Consider the following 25,866-nt stretch of genomic DNA (forward strand, 5'->3'; position numbering starts at 1 on the left):
TTGGCTACAACCTCGAGTTCTCAGGAGAGGAACCGCGTGACCTTGCCGGGACGTCCAGCAGCTTCGAGTCTCTCTCGCCGCAAGATCCTCATCGCCCTCGGGCTGGCCCCCGCCGCCGCGGCGCTCGCCGCCTGCGGCAAGGACGGTCTGACCGAATCGCCCCGGGCCATGACCGGCCCCGATCTGTCCGGCGGCGATCCCGGGGTCGGCCCGGCGCGAGACCTCTATCGCAGCGTCAACGGCGCCTGGCTGCGTGATTATCAGCTGCCGCCGGACCGGGTCTCCTACGGCACCTTCGACGAGGTCAACGACCGCGTCGAGGAGCAACTGCGGGCCATCGTCGAGGGCATCGAGGATCCCGAGCAGGGCAGTGCCGCCCAGCAGATCCGGGATCTGTACGACGCCTGGATGGATACCGACGCCATCGAGAAACTTGGCCTGACACCGGTATCGGAACTGCTGGCCCGGATCGACGCGGCGCCCGGCAAGGCGGAACTGGCCGGGGTGCTGGGCGGACTGCCGATCGGCGCGCTGATCGGCATCGGCGTCACCGCCGATTCCAAGAAGTCGACCGCCACCATCGCCTCGGTCGGGCAGAGCGGGCTGGGACTGCCGGAGCAGTACTACCGCAAGCCCGAGTACGCGGACAAGGTGTCCGGGTACCGCGCCTACCTGGGCCGCATCGCCACCGCCGCCGGTTTCGCCGATCCGGGCGGCACGGCCGCGCGGGTCGTGGAGCTGGAGACGCGGATCGCCGCCGGCTTCTGGGACAACGTGCGCCTGCGCGATCCCGAGGCCACCTACAACAAACTGCGGTGGGACGAAATGGTCGCGCTCGCACCGCAATTCGAGTGGGACCAGTGGCTCGCCGGAGCCACCGACCGACCCCGGAACCTGTTCGATTCGGTCATAGTGGAGCAGCCTTCGTACCTGACCCACGCCGGAACCGTCTGGCAGGACACCGATCTCGGGATGTGGAAGGACTACCTGAAGCTGTCGGTGCTCAACAAGTTCGCGCGGTTCCTGCCCGCGTCGTTCCACGACCCGTACTTCGACTTCTTCGTCAAGGACCTGCAGGGCATGGCGAAGCCGCGCGAGCGATGGCGCGACGGGCTCGACGTGGTCACCGGCGAGGTCGGCGAGCAGCTCGGCAAACTCTATGTGGCCCAGCACTTCCCGCCCGACGCCAAGAAGCGCGCCCTGGAGATGGTGGCCGATCTGATGGCCGCCTACCGCGACGATTTTCGCGGCTCCACCTGGATGTCACAGCCGACCCGGGACGCGGCGCTGGCCAAGCTGGAGAAGATCGACACCAAGATCGGCTACCCGGACAAGTGGCAGGACTTCTCGGGGCTGAAGATCACCCGCGGGAAACTGCTGGAGTCGGTGCTGGCGGCCGAGATGTTCCACACCCGCCGCGATTTCGACAAGCTCGGCAAGCCGGTCGACAAGTCCGAGTGGGGGATGTCGCCGCAGACGGTGAACGCCTACTACAACCCGGTCAACAACGAGATCGTGTTCCCCGCCGCGTTCCTGCAGCCGCCGTTCTTCGATCCGGATGCGATCGCCGCGGTGAACTACGCGGCGGTCGGCGCGGTGATAGGGCACGAGATCGGGCACGGCTTCGACGATCAGGGCTCGCAGTACGACGGCAACGGCAATCTGCACGACTGGTGGACGCCCGCCGATCGTGCCGCGTTCAAGTCGCGCACCGACAAGGTCGTCGCGCAGTACAGCGCGCTGGTGCCCGAGGGGTGCAGGCCCGAGCAGCGGGTCAACGGCGAGCTCACGCTCGGGGAGAACGTGGCCGACATCCACGGATTGCAGATGGCGCTGGCCGCGTACGCGATCGCCGAACAGCGCCGCGGCGTCGAGACACCGGACTACAAGCCGATGTTCGAGGCCTGGGCACGCACCTGGCGGACCAAGGCCACCACCGAGTACGTGCAGATGCAGATCGCCGAGGATCCGCACTCTCCCGCCGAGTTCCGCGCCAATCAGGTGGTGCGCAATCTGCCGGAGTTCTACACCACCTTCCAGGTGCGCCAGAGCGACCCGATGTACCTGCCCGAGGATCAGCGCGTCGTCTTCTGACCCGCCAGCGCGGACAGGAACGATTCACAGGTACCGACGCGATCAGTGCTGTTCCAGTAGCCTCGCGTCGGTACCGCCTCCAGCACAGCTTCTTCGGGGAGAGGAAAGCCCGTGACATCCTCCGGTCGTCCGGTCGGTCTCGACCGCCGCCGATTTCTGATCGCACTCGGTCTGGTGCCCACGGCCGCCTGGGCGGCTGCCTGCACCAAGGACGACACCAGTGACAAGGCGGTGACCACGCCGCTGCAGGGGCCCGATCTGTCCGGTGCGGATCCGGCCGTGCGGCCGCAGGACGACCTGTACCGGTCGGTCAACGGCAAGTGGCTGAAGGAGTATCAGCTGCCGCCGGACAAGGTGTCCTTCGGTACCTTCGACGAGGTGGGCGATCGGGTTCAGCAGCAGCTCAAGGAGATCATCGAGGGCATCAAGGATCCCAAGGCCGGCACCGCCGAGCAGCAGATCCGCGATCTGTACGACGCCCGCATGGATGTCGACGAGATCGAGAAGCTGGGGATGACGCCGCTGGCAGCGGAGTTCGAGCAGATCGACAAGGCCGCCACCAAGGCCGATCTCGCGAAGGTGATGGGCTCGCTGCCCATCGGCGGGTTGATCGGGCTCGGGGTCGGCGCGGATCGCAAGAACTCCAACGCCAATGTGCCCTCGGTGGGGCAGTCCGGCATCGGGTTGGGCGAGAAGTACTACCGCAAGCCCGAACTCGCCGACAAGCTCGCCGGATACAAGACCTTCATGGAGAAGATCGCCGCTGGCGCGGGCCTGACCGATCCGACCGCCGCGGCGGGCCGGGTGGTGGACCTGGAGACGCGGATCGCGAGCGGATTCTGGGACAGCGTGAAGCTGCGCAACGCCGAGGCCACGTACAACAAGATGTCCTGGAAGGACATGGTCGCGCTCGGACCGCAATTCGATTGGGACAGCTGGCTTTCCGGCAATACCGACAAGCCGAAGAACCTGTTCGACACCATGATCGTGGGTCAGCCGTCCTACCTCACCCACGCCGGAAACCTGTGGCACGACGTGGATCTCGCGGTGTGGAAGGACTACCTGAAGCTGTACCTGGTGCGCGAGAACGCCCGATACCTGCCCAAGGCCATCGCGGACGCCAACTTCGACTTCTTCGGCACCGTGATGAACGGGCTCGAGCAGCGGCCCGAGCGCTGGAAGTCCGCGGTCGCGACCGTGGACGAGGCGGTCGGCGAACAGCTCGGAAAGCTGTACGTGGACAAGCACTTCCCGCCCGAGGCCAAGAAGCGCGCGCTGGCCATGGTGGACGATCTGGTCGCGGCGTACAAGGACAACTTCACCAATTCCAGCTGGATGACCCAGCCCACCCGCGACGCCGCGCTGGCCAAGCTCGCCAAGATGGGCGTCAAGATCGGCTACCCGGACAAGTGGGAGGACTACACCGGTCTGACAATCACCCGCGGCAAGCTCATCGAATCTCTGCGCGCGGTCAACACTTTCGGCGCCAAGAAGATGTTCGACCGGCTGGGAAAGCCGGTGGACAAGTCCGAGTGGGGCATGTCGCCGCAGACGGTGAACGCGTACTACACGCCGGTCAACAACGAGATCGTGTTTCCGGCCGCGTTCCTGCAGCCGCCGTTCTTCGATCCGGCGGCGCAGGAGGCGGTGAACTACGGCGCGGGCGGCGCGGTGATCGGCCACGAGATCGGGCACGGCTTCGACGATCAGGGCTCCAAGTACGACGGCGACGGCAATCTGAAGGATTGGTGGTCGGCGGACGACCGGGCGGCATTCGAGTCGCGCACCAAGAAGCTCATCGAGCAGTACAACGTGCTGGTTCCCGAGGGCCTGGCCCCGGACAAGCATGTGGACGGCGAGCTCACCCTCGGTGAGAACGTGGCCGACAACCGCGGTTTGCAGATGAGCCTGGCCGCGTACCGGATCGCGCAGAAGCGCGCCAATGTCGATCAGCCGGACTACACGCCGATGTTCGAGTCCTGGGGCCGCAACTGGCGGGACAAGTCGACCACGGAGTACCAGGAGAACCTGCTCGCCAACGACACCCACTCCCCCGGCGAGGTGCGCGCCAATCAGACGGTGCGCAATCAGCCGGAGTTCTACGCCACCTATGGGGTCAAGGAGGGCGACAAGCTCTTCCTGCCGCAGGACCAGCGCGTGTCTTTCTGATCCGAGTGCCGATGAGACCCGGTGATTCGCCGTAGCGGCGAATCACCGGGCGTCGGAACCGGTTTCGTCGTACTCCTGCAGCAACTGCCGGGAGGCGGCCAGCCGCCAGGAGTCCAGCACGATCGCCGACAGTTCACCCGCGTCGTCCAGGACCGCGAGGCGCACGCGCACCCAGGCCCCGCCCGCCTCGTGCGGGGCGATCCAGAACTTCTCCGGCTCCGCGAGCACCAATTCGTCCCGGTCCACGATCGGGCACTTCACCGCCATCGAGGTTTCCCCCTCGGGCAGTGTCAGGAACAACTTCCCCCGCACCCGGAAGGTGGGCATGTCCCACTCGAACAACTCCCGCACCCCGGGAAGCGCGAGCGCCACCTCCCGCACCTGATCCCCACTCGCCGTCATGGCCGCGATCCTCCCAGCCGGGTGCGACACGAAGGGATCCGGCCGTACCGCCCTCGCTCCAGGTGGAGAGCCTCGATCCACGGCACCGGCCGGAAGTCGACGATCCAGTAGTGCGGGATACCCGCGGCCGCGTACTCGTCTCGTTCGATCTTGCCGCCGAAGGCTACTTGGCGGCGTTGGCGAGGGTGGGTTCGATCTTGTCGAGGATGTAGGGGAGGGCGAGGGGGGTGGGCTGGTTGATCGCGGTGATGTCGAGAACGGTAAGGAAGGCGACGGCGTTCTTCTTGACCGCGGGGAGGTCGGCGTAGCCGGGGAGCTGGCGGTATTTCTCGTCCTGGCCCGGGGAGTAGCCCGCGATGAGGAAGTCGGAATCGAGTTCGTCCACGCGTTCCGGGGACAGCGACAGGCGGCCACCGCTGCTGCCGCTCTGCTCGGTGAGGTGCTTGGGAATGGTCATGCCGAGCTGGGTGAACACCTGGCTGGAACCATCGTTGGGGTCGGTGAGGACCATGAGCTGGCTCGGGCCGCCCAGCCAGGTGCTCAGGAAGGTCTTGCCCTTCAGGCCGGGATTGCGCTGTGCGATGCCGTCGATGCGGGCATCGAGGTCCGCGATGACCTTGTCGGCCTTGTCGGTGGCGTGCAGGATCTTGCCGAGTGCCCGGACCTGGTCCGACCAGGGGGTGACTGTCGCCTTGTTCAGGCCCGGAACGGTCGGCGCGATCTTCGACATGTCGCCGTAGGTCTTGGCGTCGGCGATGAAGGTGTCGACGAGGATGAGATCCGGGTTCAGCGCGGCGACCTGCTCGGCGAGATTGCCGGTGGTGTCCAGGGACTTGGCCGACTTCAGGGATTCGGGTTCCCAGGGCGGCTGGGTCTTGCTCAGAATGGCGACATTGTCGACGTAGCCGACCGGGGTCACGCCCAGCGACTGCGCGGTGTCGAGCCACTGGTTGCCCAGGGCGACAATCCGTTTCGGGGTGCCGTTGATGGTCGTCTGACCCTGCGTATGGGTGATGGTGACGGGTTCGCCGCTGCCGGCGGCCTCGTCGGAATCGGAGCCGCAGGCCACCAGGCCGAGGGTGAGTGCGCCCGCCATCACGGCGGTGACGAGTCGTGTGCGGCCGCGTGGTCCGCGGACCACCTGCCCGATCGATGCGGACATCGATGACCTCCCTGTTCAGGATTGCCCGAACTCCTGCGGTCGAGCAGTAGGTGAGCCTAGCCTAATTAATTGGCGGCGACCGGAGCGTCGTTGCCGGTTCGATCCCGGACAGGGGTGACTATCGTGTCCGGGGTCAATTAGGTTAGGGTTGCATAACTAGTAGGTGAACGATGGAGCGTGCGGTGCCCGAGAACTTGTCCACGGTCGAGCGATCCCGGCTCGCGGACGAATGGGCCGATGGGGTCGAACTGTACGACCTGCCGTCCGTCGCGAGCCTCATCGAGAGCGGACGCCGCGTGCCGTCCGTGCGCACCGCGATCCGCTGCGGTGGCCACATCCTCACCTATGCCGAGCTCTACGCCCGCCTGGACGGCGCTCGCATCGGCACCGCCGGACCGACCCTCGACGATCTGGCCCGCCTGCTCAGCGATATCGCCGCGGCCGCGCAGACCGGCGCGCTGCTGGCCGAGCTGGGACCGGCCGGGACCGGACTGACCCCCGGCGCGGTGGCCGCCGCAGCCGACGACCGCCGGGCGGTGGCCGCCGATCTGCGCTCCCCCTGCCGCGTCGATCGCGCGTACGGCTCGCCCGACGTGCGACTGCTTGCCACCCACTGGGATACCACCGACGCCTCGGTCGAACTGCTGGCCGCGCTCGCGGACGGCGCGACCCTGGTGCTCTCCACCGCCGCGCAGCGCGGTGACATCGCCACCCTGGCCGATCTGATCGCCACCAGCGCCGCCACCCACGTGGTGGCCACCGCCGACACCCTCGCCGCCTTCGCGGACCTTTCCGCACAGCCGGAACTGCCGACCGTGCGCCGCTGGGACGTGCTGGGAACCGGTTGCCCCGCGGTGCTTCCCGGATTGCTGCGGGAACTGGCACCGGGCTCGTGCGCCGGATTCGCCTTCACCACATCCGATTACGCGGGCGTCGCCGCGCGCGGTCCGCTCGACGGGTCCGGCCGGGTCCGGCCGATTCCGGGAGCACGCCTGCTGGTCCTGGACGACACGCTCGCACTCGTCGGGCCCGGTGCGGCCGGGGACGTGTATCTCGGCGGCGCGGCGCTGGCGATCGAACTCGCCGATACCGCATCGGATTTCGGCTCGGATTTCAGCACGGACAGCATCGCCGATCCGTTCCGTCCTGTCGGGCGCCTCGCGCGGACCGGTGCGCGGGGCCACTGGACGGCCGACGGCTGGCTGGTCTTCGACATGGCCGAATCCATCGACGCGGCAGTGCGTTCCGGCGCGGCCGACCTGATCAGCCTGGCCGATGTGGCGCCCGGCACCGGCGACGACCTCGATTACGCGGCGGCCTGACTCTCCCACGCAAGTCCACGGCGCGAGAAAGATTCCGCCGGACGGTGATTCACCTGCACGAACGTCGGAGCTCGCATTCGTCGGGCACCGAAGGACCGCACACACTCGCGTGCGCCGGACTTTGTCCGAAGAAACCTCGGAACATCATCGATCCGACCGGTTCGCGTGTTCTTCGGCGATATCGTGGAACTCACCCGAATGGCCGCCGAGCGCGATGACGCGTCTCGGGGTGCAATCGACAGGGACTCACCATCGGCGCTGGAGTCGCCCGAGGCGCATGTGAACGCGCCCGGTCCGAGTCGAGTGCACCGGTCGGCGTGATGATCTTCAGACGTTCAACCCGAGAGCGTGCTGGCGGACCTTCCTCGCGCGGCACTCTGCTCCGGACACACCTGCACGGGTCCGGGCCGCGCCGGTCCATTGCGGCACAGCCGTTTTCGATCCTCGCCTGCCCTGGCCCACATAGAACGACGTCCGAGGCGGAGACCCCGGGCGGCGTCAGTGGTTGTGTTCCTGGAAGGAAGAACTCATGAGCGCGGAATCTTCGGCGCCCGGCGCGACCTCGGTCGCATACGAATTCCCTGCGGCCGATCGCGGCAAACTACGAATCGCGATGGTCGTACCACCGTATTTCGATATTCCGCCCAAAGCCTATGGCGGGGTGGAAGCGGTGGTCGCGGACCTCGTGGACGCGCTGGCCGATCGTGGTCACGACGTGACGCTGATCGGGGCGGGCGAGAACGGCACCAAGGGCAGGATGATCTCGGTGTGGGATGCCGCGCAATCCGATCGGCTGGGTGATCCGTTCCCGGAGATCGTGCACGCCTTGAAGGTTCGGCGCGTGCTGGAGCGGCTCGCGGTGACCGACGGGCTGGACCTGGTGCACGATCACACCTTCGCCGGACCGTTGAACATGCCGGTCTACCGTGAACTCGGCCTGCCGATGGTGGTCACCGTGCACGGACCGGTGAACGGCGACCCCTTCGTCTACTACAGCGAACTCGGCCAGGATGCCCACCTGGTGGCGATCAGCGACCGGCAGCGCAGCCTCGCTCCCGGCCTGCATTGGGCCGGGCGCGTACACAATGCGCTGAAGGTCCCGGATTGGCCCTTCCAGCCGGAGAAGGAGGACTACGCGCTTTTCCTGGGCCGGTTCACCGCGGAGAAGGCGCCCCACCTGGCGCTGGAGGCCGCGCACATCGCGGGTCTTCCGCTGATCCTCGCGGGCAAGTGCGCCGAGCCGCCCGAGATCGCGTATTTCGACAGCGCGGTGCGGCCGTTGCTCACCGAGCACGATCACATGTTCGGAATGGCGGACACCGCGGCCAAGCGGAAACTGCTCGCCGGAGCGCGCTGCCTGCTGTTCCCGGTGCGCTGGGAGGAGCCCTTCGGCATGGTGATGATCGAGGCGATGGTGTGCGGCACACCGGTGGTGGCGTTGCGCGGAGGCGCGGTATCGGAGGTGATCGTGGACGGCGTCACCGGACGGATCTGCGACGATCCGGATGAACTGCCCTCGGCCATCAAGGAAGTGCAGACCTACGATCCTCGGGCCATCCGCGATCATGTGGTCGAGCACTTCGGATCGGACACGCTCGGACGTGGATACGAGGAGATCTATCGCCGCGTCCTGCGCACGCACCCGCCGCGTCGCGCGGGACGGGTGGGTACGCGCTCGTGGGCGAATACGACGGGGTATCAATCGATCCCGCAACCGGTGCGCGCCGCGGGCAGCGGTCCGGGCCGAGCACCCGCGGTCCACTCGCCCGGCAGGCAGGTCGACCACCGGCGGCCACCCGCAGGTCCGCTGGATTCGGTGTCCGATCTCGTCGTCGATCCAGTCCTCTTGACCGGAAGCGCTCCGGCTCCGGGCCGTAAAACGGTGCCCGGCAAAGCGAATCACGCAGGATCCGCGCCCATCGTCGACCTCGGTGACACACCGGAGGCGGGCGCGCCGGAGGAAGGAACGTATGAACGGTGAGGCCCCGAACGCCCTGAACGCCGGTGAACCGTCCAATCTGGGCGGTGGCGGGGGCCCGGTGACGCTGGTGGAGGGCAGCACGTTCTGCCTGTCGGACCGCCGCGGCGATGTCGAGCCCGGAACGCCGTACGGACTGTTCTACCGGGACGCGCGCGTACTTTCCCGCTGGGAGCTGCGATTGGACGGACAGCGGCCCGAACCGCTGTCGATATTGAGCCCGGAGGCCTTCACCGCCCGGTTCATACTGCGCCGGCCGCCCCGGGCCGGCGCAGCGGACAGCACGGTGATGATCATGCGAGAGCGATTGGTAGCGGACGGTTTACGAGAGACCATCACGGTGGAGAATCTCGGGCGCGAGACCACCGCAATGGACCTGACCCTGCTGGTGGACGCGGATTTCGTGGATCTGTTCGCGGTCAAGGAGGGTCGTGGCGGCAGTGCCCGCGCGGAGGTCGTGGTCGCCGATGTGGAGCTGCTGCTGAACGACAGGTCCGATAGGACCAGGGGTTTGGCGGTGTCCTCCTCGGAAACGCCTGTGGTGCTTCCCGGTTCGCTGGCTTGGCGAGTGGTGGTTCCGGCGGGCGGGATCTGGCAGACAGATATCGTGGCGCAGCCGAGCATGGGCAGCCAGCCCATCCACTCCCCGCTGCGTCCCGGTGAGCACTACGACTTCAGCGAGCCGAGCCGCAAGATCGCGGCCTGGCGCGACACCGCCACCAATATCACCGCGACCGACCCACTGCTGGCCGCGGTGCTGCAGCGCACCGAAAGTGATCTGGGCGCCTTGCAGATTCACGACGATTCCCGAGGCGGGCGCACCTTCGTGGCCGCCGGCGCGCCCTGGTTCATGACGCTGTTCGGCCGCGACAGCCTGCTCACCGCGTGGATGGCGCTGCCGCTGGATGTCGGGCTGGCGGTCGGCACCATGCAGCAGCTGGCCGAGATGCAGGGTCAGCGGGTGGATCCGATGAACGAGGAGGAACCCGGCCGCATCATGCACGAGATGCGACGCGGCCCGGCCAGTGGCCAGGTACTCGGTGGGGAGACGTACTACGGAACAGTCGACGCCACACCGCTTTTCGTGATGCTGCTGGCGCAGGCCCGGCGGTGGGGCGCGGACGCGGACGCGGTGCAGGCGCTGCTGCCCGCCGCCGACGCGGCACTGGCCTGGCTGACGGACTACGGCGATCGCGACGGTGACGGGTTCGTCGAGTACCGGCGTGCCACCGACCGCGGTCTGATCAATCAGGGCTGGAAGGACAGTTTCGACGGCATCAACGACGCTGCCGGGCATATCCCGGAGGCTCCCATCGCCCTGTGTGAGGTACAGGGTTACGCGTACGCCGCACTGATCGCCCGCGCCGATCTGGCCGAGGAGTTCGGTGATTCGACGACCGCCGGACATCTGCGGGATCGGGCCGCCGAGTTGCGCACCAAGTTCATCGAGGCGTTCTGGCTGCCCGAAAAAGGCTGGTTCGCAGTGGCTCTGGACGGCGGCAAGCGCAAAATGGACGCGCTGACCAGCAATATGGGGCACTGCCTGTGGTCGGGGATCGTCACCGACGAGCATGCCGGACAGATCATCGCCGCACTCTCGTCCGAGGAGATGGATACCGGATTCGGTTTGCGCACACTGGCTTCGGGCATGGGCGCGTACAACCCGATGAGTTATCACAACGGTTCGGTGTGGCCGCACGACACGGCCATCGCCGTCGCGGGACTGCTGCGGTACCGGCACCTGCCCGGAGCGATCGAACTGGCCACCCGGCTGGCCGAGGGACTGCTGGACGCGGCGGGGGCGTTCGGCGGGCGACTGCCCGAATTGTTCTGCGGTTTCCCGCGTTCCAAGTTCGCGGCGCCGGTCCCCTACCCCACGTCGTGTTCGCCGCAGGCGTGGGCGAGCGCGGCGCCGCTGCTGCTGGTGCGCTCGTTCCTCGGACTGGACCCGGATGTCCCGCGCCGCACCCTCACCGTGCTGCCGCATCTGCCCGCGCGCTGGGGGCGGGTGGAGCTCACCGATCTGCGGCTCGGTGGGCATGTAATCGATCTGGTCATCGAGGGCGATCGGGTCACCGCCTCCAATCTGCCCGCGGATTGGCGGCTGGTGACGCACTGAGAGCGCCGATCCTCCTCGCGCCCCGCACCGCCGGACGGGCGCGGGGCGCGAGGGGATCAGCTTTCGGCGGCTGCCCGGTATCCGCGCACCGCGAAGACACCGAATCCGGCCGCCAATCCCACGGACCAGGCGATGGTCTGCAGGAGCGGGGTGGCGACGGGGCCGCCGAGAATGAAGCCGCGCATCGCCTCGATGGCACAGCTCATGGGCTGGGCGCGGACGATCGGCTGGATCAGGTCCGGATAGTTCTGCACCGGAACGAAACCCGAATTGAAGAACATGCCGATCAGCACCACGATGGAGAACAGCTGCACCACCTTGTCGCCGATCTTGCTCACGCCGACCATGATGACGATCGGGGTGAAACCGGCGATCACGATCACCGGGACCGCCAGTGCGCCGAAGAATCCCGGCCAGCCCTGCTCGAAACGCAGGCCGAGGATCAGACCGAGCACGATGACCACCAGCGCCACGGCGGCGGCGCGGACGCATTCGGCGAGCAGGCGGCCCAGCAATCCGGCCGAACGGTGGATGGGCAGCACCCAGAAGCGGCGCAGCAGACCGCTCTCACGCTCGCCGTACAGCGACAGGCCGGTGCCCATCGCGCCGTACATGGCTCCGGCGATGGCGATCATGGGGACGAAGCCGTAGATCGGGTCGGCGTCGGAGGAGATGCCCAGTGACCGATTCAGGACCAGATCGAACATGAGCAGCAACAGGACCGGCAGGATCAGGGTGCTGCTCATCACCTCCTGCTGACGGGACCAGCGGCGCAGCAGGCGGCCGGTCTCGATCAGGGTCTGCCCGGCCAGGGAGCCGGTGGGGTGCGAGAGAGGCTGGGCGACCGCCGGATTCGGGATCGCCGCCGGGGTGGTCGCCGTGGGGTCGATGCTCATGCCCGCCGTCCTTCCGCTCGAATCGCCAGTACCGCGCCGACCGCGAGCAGGCCCGCGATCCACAGTGCGGCCACACCCAGTTCGGCGGGGTACTCGCCCTCGGCCAGGCCGCGCAGCGCGGCGGTCAGCTGCGAGACCGGCTGATTGCGGGCCCACGGCTGGATCCAGCCCGGAAAGCCCTCGGCCGGAACGAATCCCGTCGAGGTCATGACCAGCAGCAGCTGCGGGACGAACAACACGGTCGCACCGAGTTCCGGATTGCGGGTCGCGGTGCCGAGCGCGTCCGCGCCGATCACCACGGCCGCGCCGAAGGCCAGCGAAACCAGGACGAAGACCGCGGCGGTGACCGAATCGTGGAAGCGGAACCCGAACAGCGAGCCCACCACGAGCGCGCCGAGCAGAGCCGCGCACCCGCGCACCAGGTTCGCCGACATGCGCGCGGCCACCGGAACCCAGGAGCGCACCGGCAGCGAGCGCAGCCGGGTGGCCATGCCGCCGGCCACCTCTCGACCGGCGCGGTCACCGGCGAACATGGCGGTGAAGAACATGGCGTACACCGCGATCAGCGGGAGCAGGTACTGGGCGAAGTCGATGCCCGCGGCGGACATCGACTTGCGCAGCGGAATGTAGAAGCAGATGTAGAAGGCCACCGGCGCACCGATCGCCAGAATGACATCACCCTCGCGGAACGCGGCGCGAATTCCGCGCTCGCTCAGCGCCGTCCATTGCATTCCTGCCGGAACACGAATGGGGGCGGGCTGATTCATACCGACGGGGGCCGCCTGATTCACGCGGTCACCTCCGTCGCCGCGGGCTTGGTGAGTTCGATGAACACCTCGTCCAGCGACGGACGGCGCAGCGCGATATCGATGAGTTCGATACCGCTGCCGGTGATCCGGTGCAGCGCCTCGGTGAGGGTGGCCGCGCCGCCGGGGGCGGGCAGCGAGACCCGGTCCGCGGAGTCGGCGACGGTGATCTCGCCGAGTCCCGACAGGGCCTGGACCAGGCGCGGCACGTCGGCGGCGTCCACCGGAACCACCTCGCAGTAGCTCGAGCCCGAGCGGGCCTTGAGCTGATCCGCGGTGCCCTCGGCGATCACGGTGCCCTTGTCGACCACGATGATGTTGTCGCTGAGCGCATCCGCCTCTTCGAGGTACTGCGTCGTGAGCAGGACGGTGACGCCCTGGCTCTTGAGCTCGCGCACCAACGCCCACAGGCTCTGGCGGCTCACCGGGTCCAGGCCGGTGGTCGGCTCGTCCAGGAACACCACTCGGGGTGCGCGCACCAGGCCGCAGGCGATGTCGATGCGGCGGCGCATACCGCCGGAGTACTGACCGACCCGGCGATCGGCGGCCTCGGTGAGCCCGAAGCGATCGAGCAGTTCCTCCGCGCGGACCTGGGCCTGCTTGCGGCGCAGGCCCATCAGCCGGCCGAAGAGCACCAGATTCTCGCGACCGGTGAGCACCTCGTCCAGCGCGGCGTACTGACCGGTGAGCATGATCGAGGCACGCACCTCGTCGGGCTGGCGGACCACGTCGTAACCGGCCACCGTCGCCCGGCCCGCATCGGGGCGGACCAGGGTGGACAGCACCGAGACGGTGGTGGTCTTGCCGGCGCCGTTCGGGCCGAGCACCCCCAGCACACTGCCCGTCGGGGCGGTGAAGCTGATGCCCCGCAGGGCCTTCACCTCCCCGAAAGATTTCTCCACGGACTCGACGACGATCGCGTCATCCCGTTCCGGCACCGTGTTCTCCGTCCTCATGATTCGGTAATTCCCCCTGCTCCGTTGATATGTCGATGGGCGCCGCCTAACCGAGCAGCGACACCACGTCGTCCAGTGAGGCCCCGCCGAGAATGGCGGTGACGGGCAGATCTCGCTTCAGGTCGGCCTCGATGCGCTTGCGCAGATCCAGGGCCTGAAGCGAATCCAGGCCGAGGGCTACGAGCGGCATGGCGCCGTCGATGGTTTCGTCGTCGTCCAGGCCCATGACGAAGCGCAGGGCATCGCGGACCTGGTCTGCGACATCGGGGACCGGGTCGGTGGTGGGTGCGGGGATGACGGCCGCTGCGCTCGTGTCGATCTCGGCGGTGGTTCCGACCGGTGTGGCGGTGGTTGCCGCCGCGGGGACACCTGCCTGGACCGGCGCGTCGGGAATCTCGGCGAAGAGCGGGTCCAGGCCGAAGAGGGCGAAGATCGTTCGGAGGGTAAACCATTCGGCGGCCACGACGACGCGGTTGCCCGGGGCGGCGAAGCCGGTGGACACGGCGGCGACCGGATCCATGGGGAGCAGGCCGGTGCCGCTGATCTTGGCGATGGCCTCGGCATTGTCCGCGCCGACCGCGCGCCACAGGCCCCACTGCACCGAGGTGGCCCCGATGCCGTTGTGGCGGTAGCGGATCGCGGCCACGTCGAGCATGCGGTTGATCGCGGCGTAGACGGCGTGGCCACGGCCGCCGATGGTGGCCGAGAGCGAGGAGCAGGCCAGCACACGTGCGGCGGGAGCCAACGGGAGCAGCCGGACCAGGCGGTCGAAGGCGACCAGCTTGGATTCCGCTGCGGTGACCACGGTGTCGGGCGTGATGTCGGCCGCCGCGGCATCGTAGTCGACCGCGGCGTGCACGAGCAGGGTGAGGGGAGCGGGCAGTGCCGCGGCGAGGGCGGCGACTGCGGCCTCGTCGGTGACATCGGCACGGCGGATCTCGATGGTCGTGCCCGAATTCGACAGTTCGCGCACTCTGTCGAGCGCCTCGGCCGAACCACCGGAGCGACCGACCAGGGTGATGCGGTGGGCCCCGGCGCGTACGAACTCCGCACAGAAATCGAGGCCGAGTTTGCCTGTGCCGCCCACGATCACGACCTCCGCCAGGTCCCCGGCGGTGAGGGGCTGATCCTCGGCGGTCTCGTCGAGCAGCAGTCGCTTGGCGTACACCTTGCCCTCGCGGACGGCCAATTCCGGCTCACCGGCGGTGTGCACCGCCCCGATCAGCGCCTTGGCCGCGGCCGGAAGCGGCTGTCCGGCTTGCAGATCCACATGCCGGAACGCGGTCCCGAGATGCTCGGATGCCAGGCACCGGAACGCCGCCTGCGCGGCCGCGTGCACCGGATCCGGCAGCTCCGCGGCAAGCACCGGCTCTCCCCCGGTCGTCACCAGCCACACATCCCGAACCCCGGCCAACTCCGGCAACCACGCCCGATCCCCCACGAACGCGGCGGTTTCCGCGACGATCGTCGCGACATCGGCACCGAGCCCGGATGCCTGTACCGCAGCTGCCGTGGCGGTCCGGTCCTGGCCAGCGGTGGATGACGGTACCGCTGTGCGGATCTCGGATCCAGGCGGTGGGAGGAGTATGACCGCGGTGTCGAAGGACGCGCCGCTGTCCGCGCCGACCACGGCCGCACCGTGGCGGGAGGCGGCGTGTTCGATGGCCTCGGCGAAGTCCGCGCAGCGACCGGTGTGGTCCAGCACCGCGAGGGTGCGGGGCGGGACGAGCTTGCGCTTCTCCAGGCGGACCCAGCGTTCAGCCAGGCGCTGCGGCTGGAAGGCGGATTCGGCTGCCGCGGTATAGGATTCGGCTCCCTGGGGAACGGAGTGCGAACCGGTGGTCACAGCGGCTCCCGCGCCGGAGGGCGTCCACGCCCCACTGTTGGCATTCGCTCCCGTCACGGATCCGTGTAGGGCGGTGCCGATTCCGGCCGACTGACCGTGCGCGGCGAACTGTCCGCCTGCGGCCGCGTGTGCGTTCACCGCGCCGAGGCCGTTCGCGGCCGACTGTCGGTTCGCGGCGAGTGGTCCGTTCGCGGTGAGTGGGAGGTTGGCGGCGGGAGCCCCGTCGGCAACGGCTTGGGCGTAACCCGCTGCGAAGGAGGCGGATTCGGCGGCCTGGCCGCGGGCGGTGGCCTCGGCGTAACCGGCGGCGAAGGCGGCGTTCTCGGCCGCGGTGATCTCGGCGGGTTCGGGGCGGTAGTCGAAGGGAGCCCAGAGTTTTTTGGGGGTGGTCTGGGAGTTGGGGAAGTCCAGGAGCGGGAGGCGGCGGGGTGCGGTGTCCTCGCGGAGGGCGGTCCAGGTGAAACCGGTGCTCAGGACGGCGATCTGGGCGAGGTTGCGGGTGAATTCGCGCAGGTCCTCGGCGGTGCGGCGGGAGGTTCCGATGGTGCGGAAATCGCGGGCCGGGGTGACGCCACTCAGGGTTTCCTGCATGGAGAGCATGAGGGCGGGGTGGTCGGCGATCTCGAGGAAGATGTCGATGCCGCGGGCGGCTCCGGCGGCGATGGCCAGATCGAAGCGGACGCGGTTACGCAGGTTCCAGTACCAGTATTCCGCGGGCGGCAGTTCCGGGGTGACCGGTTCGCCCAGGGTCGCTCCGAGGCATTCGATCTCGGTCGGCAGGAAGGCCTGGTTGTCGAGAGTGTCGCGCAGGGTGTCTTCGAGGTTCTCCCGGAATTTGGACACGAAGGAGGTGTGCGCCGGGTACTCGACGCGAATCTCCTTGGCGAACTTGCCCTGTGCGGTGAGGGTGGCGACCAGTTCGGAGACGGCCGGGCGTTCACCCGAGACCGCGAGCACGTGCGCGGAGTTGACCACCGCGAGCTCGGCCCAGCCGGAGTTGCGGGCCAGCAGCGCCTCGCATTCGTCCCGATCGACGCCGAGCACGGCCATGGCCCACTGACCGGTCCAGTCGTTCTCACGCTCGAGCGATCCGACCAGCTGCGCGCGCAGGGTGACCACCCGGATGCCGTCGGCCAGGGAGATGATGCCCGAGACCACCGCGGCGGCGATCTCGCCCTGACTGTGGCCGATCGTCACGTCCGGTTCGACGCCGACCGCACGCCACATGGCGGCCAGGCCGAGCATCTGCATGAACAGCGCGGGCTGCACGATCTCGACGCCCTCGTCGGCCTCGCCCTCCTCGTGCAGCAGGTAGGCGAGCGGCGAGATGCCGTGCTGCTCCTGGAATTTCGCGTCGCACTCCCGCACGGTGGTGCGGAAGACCTCGGAATTGCGGTAGTACAGCAGGCCCATGCCGGGACGCTGGCTGCCCTGTCCGGGGAACACGTAGGCGATGCGGCGGGCCGAGGCCGCGCTGTCACCGGTGATCACAGCCTGATTCGGCCGCCCGGCGGCGATGGCGTCGAGCGCGGTGAGCAGTTGCTCCCGGTCCCGCACCATGGCCAGCGCGCGATGGCGACGCCCGCCGCGGGTGCGCAGCAGCATGTCCGCGACCTCGTCCGGCGTCACCCGCGGGCGCTCGAGCAGATAGGCCGCCAGCGCCGCGGCTTCCCGGGCGAGGGCGTCCGGGGTGTCGGCGGACAGCGGAATCGGGATGCTGCCGTCGGGAAGTCGGTAGTCAGGCATGAGTGTTTCCTTCAGCAGAGCTTTCGGCAGCGCCACCGGACGTCGCACCCGCGAGAGCGGGCTCCTGCAGCACCGGCATGGCGAGTACGGCGTGCGCATTGGTGCCGCTGACGCCGAAGGACGAGACGGCGGCGTAGCGCACGCCGTCGCGCGGCGCCCAGTCGCGCAGTTCGGAGGCCAGTCGCAGACCGGACGCGTTCCAGTCGACGCGGGTGGTGGGATTGGCGGCGTGGCGGGTCGGCGCGATCTGCCCGTGCACTCCGCTGAGCAGCACCTTGATCAGGCCGAGCAGGCCGGCGGCGGCCTGCGCGTGGCCCAGGTTGGATTTCACCGAGCCGAGCAGCGGGCCGCTGCCGTCGGGCCGGGGTCCGCCGTAAACCTGTTGCAGCGCGGTCAGTTCCAGTGGATCACCGACGGCGGTTCCGGTCCCGTGGCCCTCGATCATGTCGATCAGTTCGGGGGCGACGCCCGATGCGGCGACGGTCGCGCGCATGAGCCGCTCCTGCGCCTCGGTGCTGGGCACCGCGATGGGCGCGCCCTTGCCGTTGTGGTTGATCCGCGAGCCGAGCAGGCGGCCGTAGATCCGGTGACCGAGCTCGCGGGCACGTGATTCACGTTCCAGCACGAGCACACCCACGCCCTCGCCCCAGAGCGTGCCCTGCGCGTCCTCGGCGTAGGGCTTGCACTGCCCGTCCGCGGCGAGCGCGTTGTTCTTGGAGAATTCGAAGAACGCGCCGGGCGAGCCGATCACGCAGGCCGCACCGGCCAGTGCCCAGTCGCACTCCCCGTTGCGGATGGCGGAGGCGGCCATGTGCACCGCGGCCAGCGAGGACGCGCACGCCACATCGACGACCACCGAGGGCCCGTTCAGGCCCAGGACGTTGGAGAGTCGACCGGCCACCGCGCCGAGGGCCGCGCCACCGGCGCGATAGCCGGTGTAGTCGTTGACCTCCGCGCCGTGCGGACCGTACTCGGTGTTGGAAGCGCCCATGTAGCAACCGATCTCGTCGTCACCGAGATCGGAGGGATTGATGCCGGCGTTCTCGAGCGCGCGCCAGGCCACCCGCAGCGCGACGCGCTGCTGCGGATCCATCGCGACCGCTTCGCGCGGGGTGATGCCGAAGAACTGCGGATCGAAATCGGCCGCGCCGTCCAGGAATCCGCCGGAGTCGCGCACCATGCCCCAGCCCTCGGTCTCCGAGAGCGAGAGCAACCGCTCGAGCGGCCAGCCGCGATCTCGGGGGAAAGGTCCCAGCAGATCCCGCGATTCGGCCAGCGCCGCCCAGTAGTCCGCGAGGGTTTCCACACCGCCGGGAGCCTCCACGGCCATCCCGGTGATGACGATCGGGTCGTCGTTGTTCGTGCTCATCGTGCCACCGGCTCCCGGATCGGTTCCGCCGCCAGGGTTTCCGCGATGGCCGCGACATGGTCGTGCAGATAGAAGTGGCCGCCCTCGAACATGGTGACCTGGAGTTCGTGCGGGGTGTGCGCCTGCCAGCCGTACAGGTCGCCCATGGTCACGAACTCGTCGTCCTCCCCGCCCATGGCGTGCAGCGGGACGTCGAGCAGCACATCCTTCTCGCAGGTGTAGGCATCGAACGCGGCATAGTCGGCCTTGAGGGCCGGCAGCGCCATGCGCATCAGTTCACGATTGCCCAGTACGTCCGCACCGGTGCCCTGGAGCCCGCCGACATGATCGAGCAGCTGCTCGTCCTGGGTCGGATGCGGCGGCATGTCCGCCACCCGCCACGGCGCGACCGCGCCGGAGACGCCGAGCATCCGCACCGGAATACCGGCGGATTCGGCCAGGCGGGTGAATTCGAACGCGACGACCGAGCCCATGCTGTGCCCGTAGACCGTCACGGGCGCACCGTTGTTCGCCGGTGAGCGCACGAATTCGGCGAACGCGCCCGCCGCGATCTCGGGCACGCTGCGCAGCGCCTCCTCGCGGGCGCGATCCTGACGGCCCGGGTACTGGAAGATCGACACGTCGAACTGCTCGCTGAGCGCCTTGGAGAAGGGGCGATAGGTCGATGCGCCGCCGCCCGCGTGCGGGCAGATCACCAGAGGCAGGTTGCCTGCGGTACGGGGCCGATGGAATTTCCGGATCCATCCGAGTGCGTTGCTCATCGGTTGTCTGCTCCTGTTTTCGGCGCTCGGTGGGCGGCGCTCACTGCTGGAATCGGGGTGTTCGGCCGAATGCTCACTGCCACATCCGCCGCATCACCAGGAGGCCGTGGTCCTCGTCGTTCACCACGGCGGTCTCGGCGGTCGGCCGATCGGGGTCGAAGGCGATGGCGCGCAACGTGTCGTGGAAAGCGGCCTCGATGATCTCGGCCTCGGTGGGATCGAAGGAGTCCTCCGCGTAGAAGACCACCGCCTGCACGCCGTCGGCGGGCAGCAGCGAGTTGGCCGGGAAGATCATCACCAGTAGCGCGTTGTCCGTCGCGCCGCCGCCTTCGAAGGTGACCAGCTCCAGATTCGCCTGTGCCAGCAGGCTTTCCAGCTCCTCGCGACCGGGCGGGTAGGACTGGAAGACGAACATGGAGTCGAACAGCTTGCGAACGCCGGTGGCCTTGATGGCCGAGGTCATCCGATACTGGTGGAACTCCATGAGTTCCATGCGACGACGCTGCACCTCGGTGAGCAGTTCGCGCCAGCTCGCGTCCGGGCGCAGCCCGACCGCGACCGGGATGGTGTTGGCGAAGCAGCCGACGGCATTGTCCACCTCGTCGAGATCGGCCGGGCGACCGGAGACGACCTCACCGAAAACGGCTGTGTCCGAGCCGGTCACGTAGTGCAGCACATTGGCCCAGGCCAGCTGGCAGACCACGCTGAAGGTGGTGCCGAGCTCGGCGGCCAGCGCGGTGAGCCGGTCCACCACCTCCGTGTCGATCGGGGCGGAGCGGCCGGTCGGCACGCCGCCGCCCTCGGGCACCCGGTTGGGGGCGACCAGGCACGGCTGCACGCCGTCCAGGTAGCCGGACCAGGCCGCCTCGGTGGCGGCTTCGCGATCCTGGGTCAGGCGCAGGAAGTCCGCGAAGGTGTTCGGATCGCCCAGCGGTGCGGCGGCGCCGTCGCTGAGGTACGCGCCGAAGATCTCCTGTGGCAGCAGCTGTCCGGACCAGCCGTCGGTGAGCAGGTGGTGCGAGGTGAGCACCAGCATGTGCACCGCATCGGGCAGATGCACCACGGTGGCACGGGTCAGCGGTCCGCGCGAGAGGTCGAACTGTTCGCCCTGATCCGAGAGCAGGAACTCGCGCAGGCTCTGATCGGCGTCGGGGTGATCGGCGAAGTCGACCACGCGAACCGGGACGTCCACGTGCTCGGTGACGATGGCGAACGGCTCACCGGCGTGCGAGACCGAAATCGCCACGCGCAGATTGGGATAGCGGTTCACCACGGTGTCGAGCGCGGACGTCAGCCGGGGCAGGTCCAGTGCGCCGCGCACGGCGATCATGGTCTGCACGTTGTAGAAGTCCTTGCCACCGGACCCGAGGGCGGTGAAGTACAGCCCGGCCTGCATGGGCGCGAGCGGGTGCACGTCGGCGAACGCGCCGTAGAGCCTCTGCCAGCGATCCAGATCCAGCTGGGTGACCGAGCGGGCCAGCACATCACTGGGGGTGAAGCGGCGAACCGGGTTGTCCCGCACCGTCTTCGCGAAATCGCGCAGTCCATTGGCGAACAGGTCCGCCAGTTCGTGCACCTCGGCGTCGCTGAGCACGCCGCCGGGGAAGCGGAACGAGGCCCGCAGGGTGGCGCTGTCGCCGTCGGTGACGGTCACGGTGTTCACGTCCAGCACCGCCGCCACCGGCATGGCGGGGTCGGCGTGGCCACCGAGGTAACCGAACTCCGGTGCGGCCTCCCAGGTTTCGGCCGCGGCCGCCACGGCGAAGCGGCCCATGTAGTTGAAGCTGAGCTGCGGCACCGGCCGGTCGCCGAGTACCTCGCGGGTCTCGGGGTTCAGCCAGCGCAGCAGGCCCCAGCCGATTCCGGCGTCGGGGACTGCGAGCAGCTGCTCCTTGACCGCCTTCACCGCGTCCACCACCTCGGCCTCCCCGCCCCTCAAAACGGAGAGAGCGACCGGGTAGGCACTGGTGAACCAGCCGACGGTATTGGCCAGATCCGCTCCCGCGAAAAGGGATTCGGCGCGGCCGTGCCGCTCCATGGTGAGCGAGACGGTCTTCGTGTCGTTGTCGCGGGAGCGCCGGAAGCGGTGCACGGCCACGGCCAGCGCGGCCACCTGGATGTCCAGGAAGTCACAGCCGAACGCCTGTGCGCCGGTGGTCATCAGGAAGCGGGTGTCCTCGGAGTCCAGCTCGGTGGTCACCTCGTGCAGGGTCGCGATGGTGTCCACGGCCGGATCGAAGGCGCGGTTGCCCAGCAGCGGGTCCTCGCTCGCGGCGACGCCCTGCCAGTGCGGGAGCTCCGCGGCCAGTTCCTCGCCGCCCGCATAGCGGACCAGGTTGGTGTTCCAGGTCTTCACCGAGGTGCCGGTCTCCGGCTCCAGCGCGCCGTCCCGCCAGAACTGGCGCAGATCGTCGTGCAGGATGCGCCAGGAGACGCCGTCCACCACCAGGTGGTGCACGACCAGCAGCAGGCGGCCGGTGGAGCGGTCCGGAGTGCGCGCCCACACCGCGCCGACCATGCGCCCCGAAGCGGGATCGAGACCGGCGCCGGTGGCGTGCAACTGCTCCTGCAGGAGTTCCGGTGTGACCGAATCCCATTCGGCGGCATCGATCACGACCTCGGTGACCGGTACCGCCACCTGCGGTTCGTCCAGGGCCGGAACGTAGTACGCGAGAGCGCCTTCGGGATCGACGCCGATCCGGGCGCGCAGCAGCGCGTGCCGGTCCAACAGGCCGCGCACGGCGGCGGTGAGCCGCTCGACGGTGGCGTCGGCGGGCGTGACCACGGCGGTGGCCTGGCTGTATCCGGTGTATTCGCCGACCTTTTCGACGAGCATGGCGGCGATCGGATTGAGCGGAATCCAGCCGGTCGCCGCGCCCGCGTCGATCAGGGCCGGTGCGCCGATGTCGGTGATCGGCTCGGTGGCCGCGGCGATGGCCGCGATGGTGCGGGCCTCGAACAGGGCGCTCGTGGTGATGGCCAGCCCGCGCTTCTTGAGTGCGGAGGCCATCCGGATGGCGGTGATGGAATCGCCGCCGAGGGCGAGGAAATCGTCGTCGGCCGCGAGGTCGACATCCTCGCTCAGGCCCAGAACCTGACGGGTCACCTCGGCGACGATCGTCTCCGCGCCGTTGGCGAGCTCACGACCGCGACCGGAGCTGCCGCCCAGATCCGGCTCCGGCAGCGCCCGGCGATCCAGCTTGCCGTTGGCGGTCAGCGGCAGAGCGGGCAGGCGAACCAGAGCGGCGGGAATCATGTAGTCGGGCAGGCGTTCTGCCAGGTAGGCGCGGATCCGGCCGGCCACGGCGGATTCGGGCTCGAGGGCGGACTCGGTGGCCGGCTCGGCCACGTAGTAGCCGACCAGCACCGCGTCGTTGCCGCGCGGGAGCGCCACGGCGGCGGCCGAGCCGATCCCCGGCATGCGGCGCAGGGTGGTGCCGATCTCGCCGAGTTCGATGCGATGCCCGCGAATCTTCACCTGGTCGTCGACCCGGCCCAGGTACTCGAGCCGGCCGCGCGAGTTCCAGCGCACGATATCGCCGGTGCGGTACATGCGGGCGCTGGGCTCACCGGCGAACGGGCAGGCCACGAAGGTGGCCGCGCTCAATCCGGGACGGTGGTGATAACCCTGGGCAAGTTGGACGCCGCCCAGATAGAGCTCGCCGGTGACACCGGGAGATACCTGGCGCAGCTGCTCGTCGAGCACATAGACCGACGAATTCGATTCGGGAACGCCGATGAGGGCGGAACGGATCTCGTCGCCGCCGCTGGTGCCCGCGAAGTCTTCATGGGTGAGGTCCATGGCGGCCTCGGTCGGGCCGTACAGACCCAGCACCGTGCCGCCGAAGACCCGGCTCGCCTCCTCGACCAGGGCGGGGGGCACCGATTCGCCGCCGAGGTAGACATAGCGCATCGATTGCAGCCGGGCCGGATCGGGACCGGCGTCGAGGAAGGCGCGGGTCACGCTGGGCACCAGCGACAGCTGAGTCACCCTGTGCCGCTCGATGATTCCGGCCAGCGCCTCGACATCGGCCTGCCACCACTGTGGATGCGGCAGCACCGTGGCCGAGCCGGTGCACAGCGCGTTGACCAGTTCGAACACCGACACGTCGAAGCCGATCGGGGCCTTCTGCAGGATGCGCTCCACCCCGAAGCCGAGGTAGTCGCGCATCCACTGCACGTGGTTGGCGACGGCCCGGTGGTGGACCACCACGCCCTTGGGGCGGCCGGTGGTGCCGGAGGTGTAGAGCAGGTAGGCCGCGTCCAGGGGATGGATCGGGCGGGCCAGCTCGTCGGCGCGGATCGGGGTGCGCTCGGCGGCGGCCAGTTCGGCGCGCACCGCCTCGTCCGCGAGATCCAGGACCGGGATGGAGATTTCGGCGGCGAGCCGGCGTTCCGGGGACACCGCGGTGACCATCAGGCGCTGTTCGGAGTCCCCGAGCATGTATTCGATGCGATCGAGGGGGTAGCTGGGATCGGCGGGCACGTAGACCGCGCCCGCGCGCAGCACGGCGGCGAAGATCACCGGCAGCCATTCGCTGCGCTCGGCGTAGACGCCGACTCGATCACCGTTGCGCACACCGCGTTCCAGCAGCATGCGGGTGAGTCCGTTGACCCGGGAATCGAATTCGGCGTAGTCGAGCTCGGTGTCCTCGAACACCACGGCCACCCGCTCGGGATGATCCCGCGCCGAGGTGCGGATCATGGCGTCGACGGTCTCGGGGGTGATGGCGGGGCGGTCACCGTGGGACCAGTCGTCCAGGCGGGCGCGATCGGACGCCGACAGCGTCTCGAGCGACTCCAGGCTCGCACCGGGAGTCGCGGCGGCCAGCACCTGATCGATGTACTCGTGCAGGCGCTCGATGGTGCCTTGGTCGAAAAGGTCGGTGCGGTAGGTGATCTGGACATCGGTGCGGTCGTGGTGCATGAAGGTCTCGACCACCAGCGGCAGCAGCGCGCCGCCGTTGTCGATCAGCTCCCAGCTGGTGACCACGCCGGGCAACTGGGGGCCGTCGATCTTCTGGTGCAGGAACAGCACCATGGTGTCGAACAGCTTGGAGCCGACGTGGCCGGTCGCGCGGTTCGCCGCGCGGATGATGCGCTCCTGCGGAAAGTGCTTGTGCCGGAACGCCTCGGTGGTGGTGCCACGCACCTGCTCGACCAGTTCGGCGAAGCTGCCCGCGCCCGCGCCGGTGAAGCGCAGCGGAATCATGTTGGACAGGTTGCCGATCAGCAGTTCCTGACCGGACTCCTCGCGGTTGGCGACCGTGGTGCCGACCACGATGTCGCGCTGACCGGTGGTCTGGCGCAGGGCGAGGTAGTAGGCGGCCAGGAACACCGAGAACGGCGTGCTGTGCAGGTCCGCGGCGAGGCGGCGCAGATTCGCGTCGGCCCGCGCGCCCAGCAGCCGGTCGAAGCGTTCGCCGCGCTCGCTGACGGTGACCGGCCGGCGGTCGTAGGGCAGCTGCAGTTCGGGCACCTCGCCGTCGAACTGGTTCTCCCAGAAGGCGGTATCGGCGCTGTGGTCACCGTCGCGGAAGCGGTCCTGCTCCCATTCGGCGAAATCCGCGACCTGCAGGCGCAGCGGCTCCACCGTGATGTCGCCGCTGCGCGCCTGCCGGTAGTAGTTCTCCACATCGCGGGACAGGGCCGGCAGGGTCATGCCGTCCCAGGCGATGTGCTGGATCACCAGGATCGCGACCAGCCGGTCCGGCCGGGTGCGGGCGAAGGTGATGCGCAGCGAGGACTCGGCGGTGAGGTCGAAGGTCTCGTACGCGGCGGCGCGGGCCAGCTCACGCAGCCGGACATCGACCTCGGCGGCATCACCGCCGGTCAGGTCGGCGTCGGTCAGGCGCGGGGGCAGCTCGTCGTGGATGAGCTGATAGGGATCCCCGGATTCGTCGGTGTGATAGGTGGTTCGCAGCACCTCGTGCCGCCGCACCAGGGCCACGAACGCGCGGCGCAGCGCGTCGCCGTCCACCTCGCCGTCGAAGGTCAGGGCCAGGCACAGGTTGTAGGCGGCGCTGTCGGGCGAGATCTGCTGATGCGCCCAGACATTGCGCTGCCCGAAGGACAGCGGCGCACGGGTGGGATCACGGCGAGCCGGAACCGCAGGAGTGGTGGACAGGCCTTCTCGCGCCAACCGGGCGAGCATGGCTTCCTGTAGGTCTTCCAGTGATCTCATCTGATGTCGAACCAATCCTTGTTCTCGATAATCCCTTGCACCGCAGCGTGTTCCGC

13 protein-coding genes and 1 pseudogene are annotated in these 25,866 nt (G+C 68.7%); 5 read left to right on the top strand and 9 right to left on the bottom strand.

The annotated features are described in order from the left end of the window. Positions 1 to 36 precede the first annotated feature (36 nt). Entirely contained in the window at positions 37 to 2,094 is a 2,058-nt protein-coding gene (locus NJ1_RS18585) for a M13 family metallopeptidase (RefSeq protein ID WP_245717453.1), read from the top strand. A gap of 111 nt (positions 2,095 to 2,205) precedes the next feature. Next, a complete protein-coding gene (locus tag NJ1_RS18590) occupies positions 2,206 to 4,263 on the top strand; it encodes a M13 family metallopeptidase (protein WP_067695793.1) in 2,058 nt (685 codons plus the stop codon). A gap of 42 nt (positions 4,264 to 4,305) precedes the next feature. Here the strand turns inward: NJ1_RS18590 and NJ1_RS18595 are convergent, their stop codons facing one another. After that, positions 4,306 to 4,665, bottom strand: coding sequence for an MmcQ/YjbR family DNA-binding protein (locus NJ1_RS18595; protein ID WP_067695796.1), 360 nt, complete (start codon positions 4,663 to 4,665; stop codon positions 4,306 to 4,308). 163 nt (positions 4,666 to 4,828) lie between these two features. Next, complete coding sequence (locus NJ1_RS18600; RefSeq protein ID WP_067695798.1) at positions 4,829 to 5,827, bottom strand: ABC transporter substrate-binding protein; 999 nt, start codon at positions 5,825 to 5,827, stop codon at positions 4,829 to 4,831. Between the two features lie 182 nt (positions 5,828 to 6,009). On the opposite strand from NJ1_RS18600, the gene NJ1_RS18605 reads away from it, so the two are divergent. From NJ1_RS18605 to NJ1_RS18615, 3 genes and pseudogenes are all read left to right on the top strand, one after another. Next, positions 6,010 to 7,149, top strand: coding sequence for an AMP-binding protein (locus NJ1_RS18605; protein WP_157574081.1), 1,140 nt, complete (start codon positions 6,010 to 6,012; stop codon positions 7,147 to 7,149). A gap of 613 nt (positions 7,150 to 7,762) precedes the next feature. After that, positions 7,763 to 8,818: pseudogene (locus tag NJ1_RS18610) on the top strand (glycosyltransferase family 4 protein); the annotation flags it as partial. A 301-nt stretch (positions 8,819 to 9,119) separates the two neighbouring features. Continuing rightward, the gene (locus NJ1_RS18615) at positions 9,120 to 11,246 is read left to right on the top strand and encodes an amylo-alpha-1,6-glucosidase (protein WP_067695804.1); all 2,127 of its coding nucleotides are present in this window, start codon (positions 9,120 to 9,122) and stop codon (positions 11,244 to 11,246) included. Between the two features lie 56 nt (positions 11,247 to 11,302). Here NJ1_RS18615 and NJ1_RS18620 read toward each other — a convergent pair whose 3' ends face one another. From NJ1_RS18620 to NJ1_RS18650, 7 genes are all read right to left on the bottom strand, one after another. Continuing rightward, on the bottom strand, positions 11,303 to 12,142 hold the full coding sequence (locus NJ1_RS18620; protein ID WP_067695807.1) for an ABC transporter permease: 840 nt from the start codon (positions 12,140 to 12,142) through the stop codon (positions 11,303 to 11,305). Further along, complete coding sequence (locus tag NJ1_RS18625) at positions 12,139 to 12,933, bottom strand: ABC transporter permease (protein ID WP_067695810.1); 795 nt, start codon at positions 12,931 to 12,933, stop codon at positions 12,139 to 12,141. The genes NJ1_RS18620 and NJ1_RS18625 overlap by 4 nt, the downstream gene beginning before the upstream one ends. Next, positions 12,930 to 13,904, bottom strand: a complete 975-nt coding sequence (locus tag NJ1_RS18630) for an ATP-binding cassette domain-containing protein (protein ID WP_422615760.1) — start codon at positions 13,902 to 13,904, stop codon at positions 12,930 to 12,932. Before NJ1_RS18630 ends, NJ1_RS18625 begins: the two co-directional genes overlap by 4 nt. A gap of 46 nt (positions 13,905 to 13,950) precedes the next feature. Next, positions 13,951 to 17,496, bottom strand: a complete 3,546-nt coding sequence (locus NJ1_RS18635) for an SDR family NAD(P)-dependent oxidoreductase (RefSeq protein ID WP_067695813.1) — start codon at positions 17,494 to 17,496, stop codon at positions 13,951 to 13,953. Then, positions 17,489 to 18,865 carry a beta-ketoacyl [acyl carrier protein] synthase domain-containing protein gene (locus NJ1_RS18640; RefSeq protein ID WP_067695816.1) on the bottom strand — a complete coding sequence of 459 codons (1,377 nt, stop codon included), beginning with the start codon at positions 18,863 to 18,865 and terminating at the stop codon, positions 17,489 to 17,491. The genes NJ1_RS18635 and NJ1_RS18640 overlap by 8 nt, the downstream gene beginning before the upstream one ends. Next, a complete protein-coding gene (locus NJ1_RS18645; protein WP_067695819.1) occupies positions 18,862 to 19,626 on the bottom strand; it encodes a thioesterase II family protein in 765 nt (254 codons plus the stop codon). Before NJ1_RS18645 ends, NJ1_RS18640 begins: the two co-directional genes overlap by 4 nt. Before the next feature lie 73 nt (positions 19,627 to 19,699). Next, entirely contained in the window at positions 19,700 to 25,810 is a 6,111-nt protein-coding gene (locus tag NJ1_RS18650) for a non-ribosomal peptide synthetase (RefSeq protein ID WP_067695822.1), read from the bottom strand. Between the last annotated feature and the right edge of the window lie 56 nt (positions 25,811 to 25,866).

It is taken from the genome of Nocardia jejuensis NBRC 103114 (assembly GCF_001613145.1).
GTDB classification, from domain to species: Bacteria; Actinomycetota; Actinomycetes; order Mycobacteriales; family Mycobacteriaceae; genus Nocardia; species Nocardia jejuensis.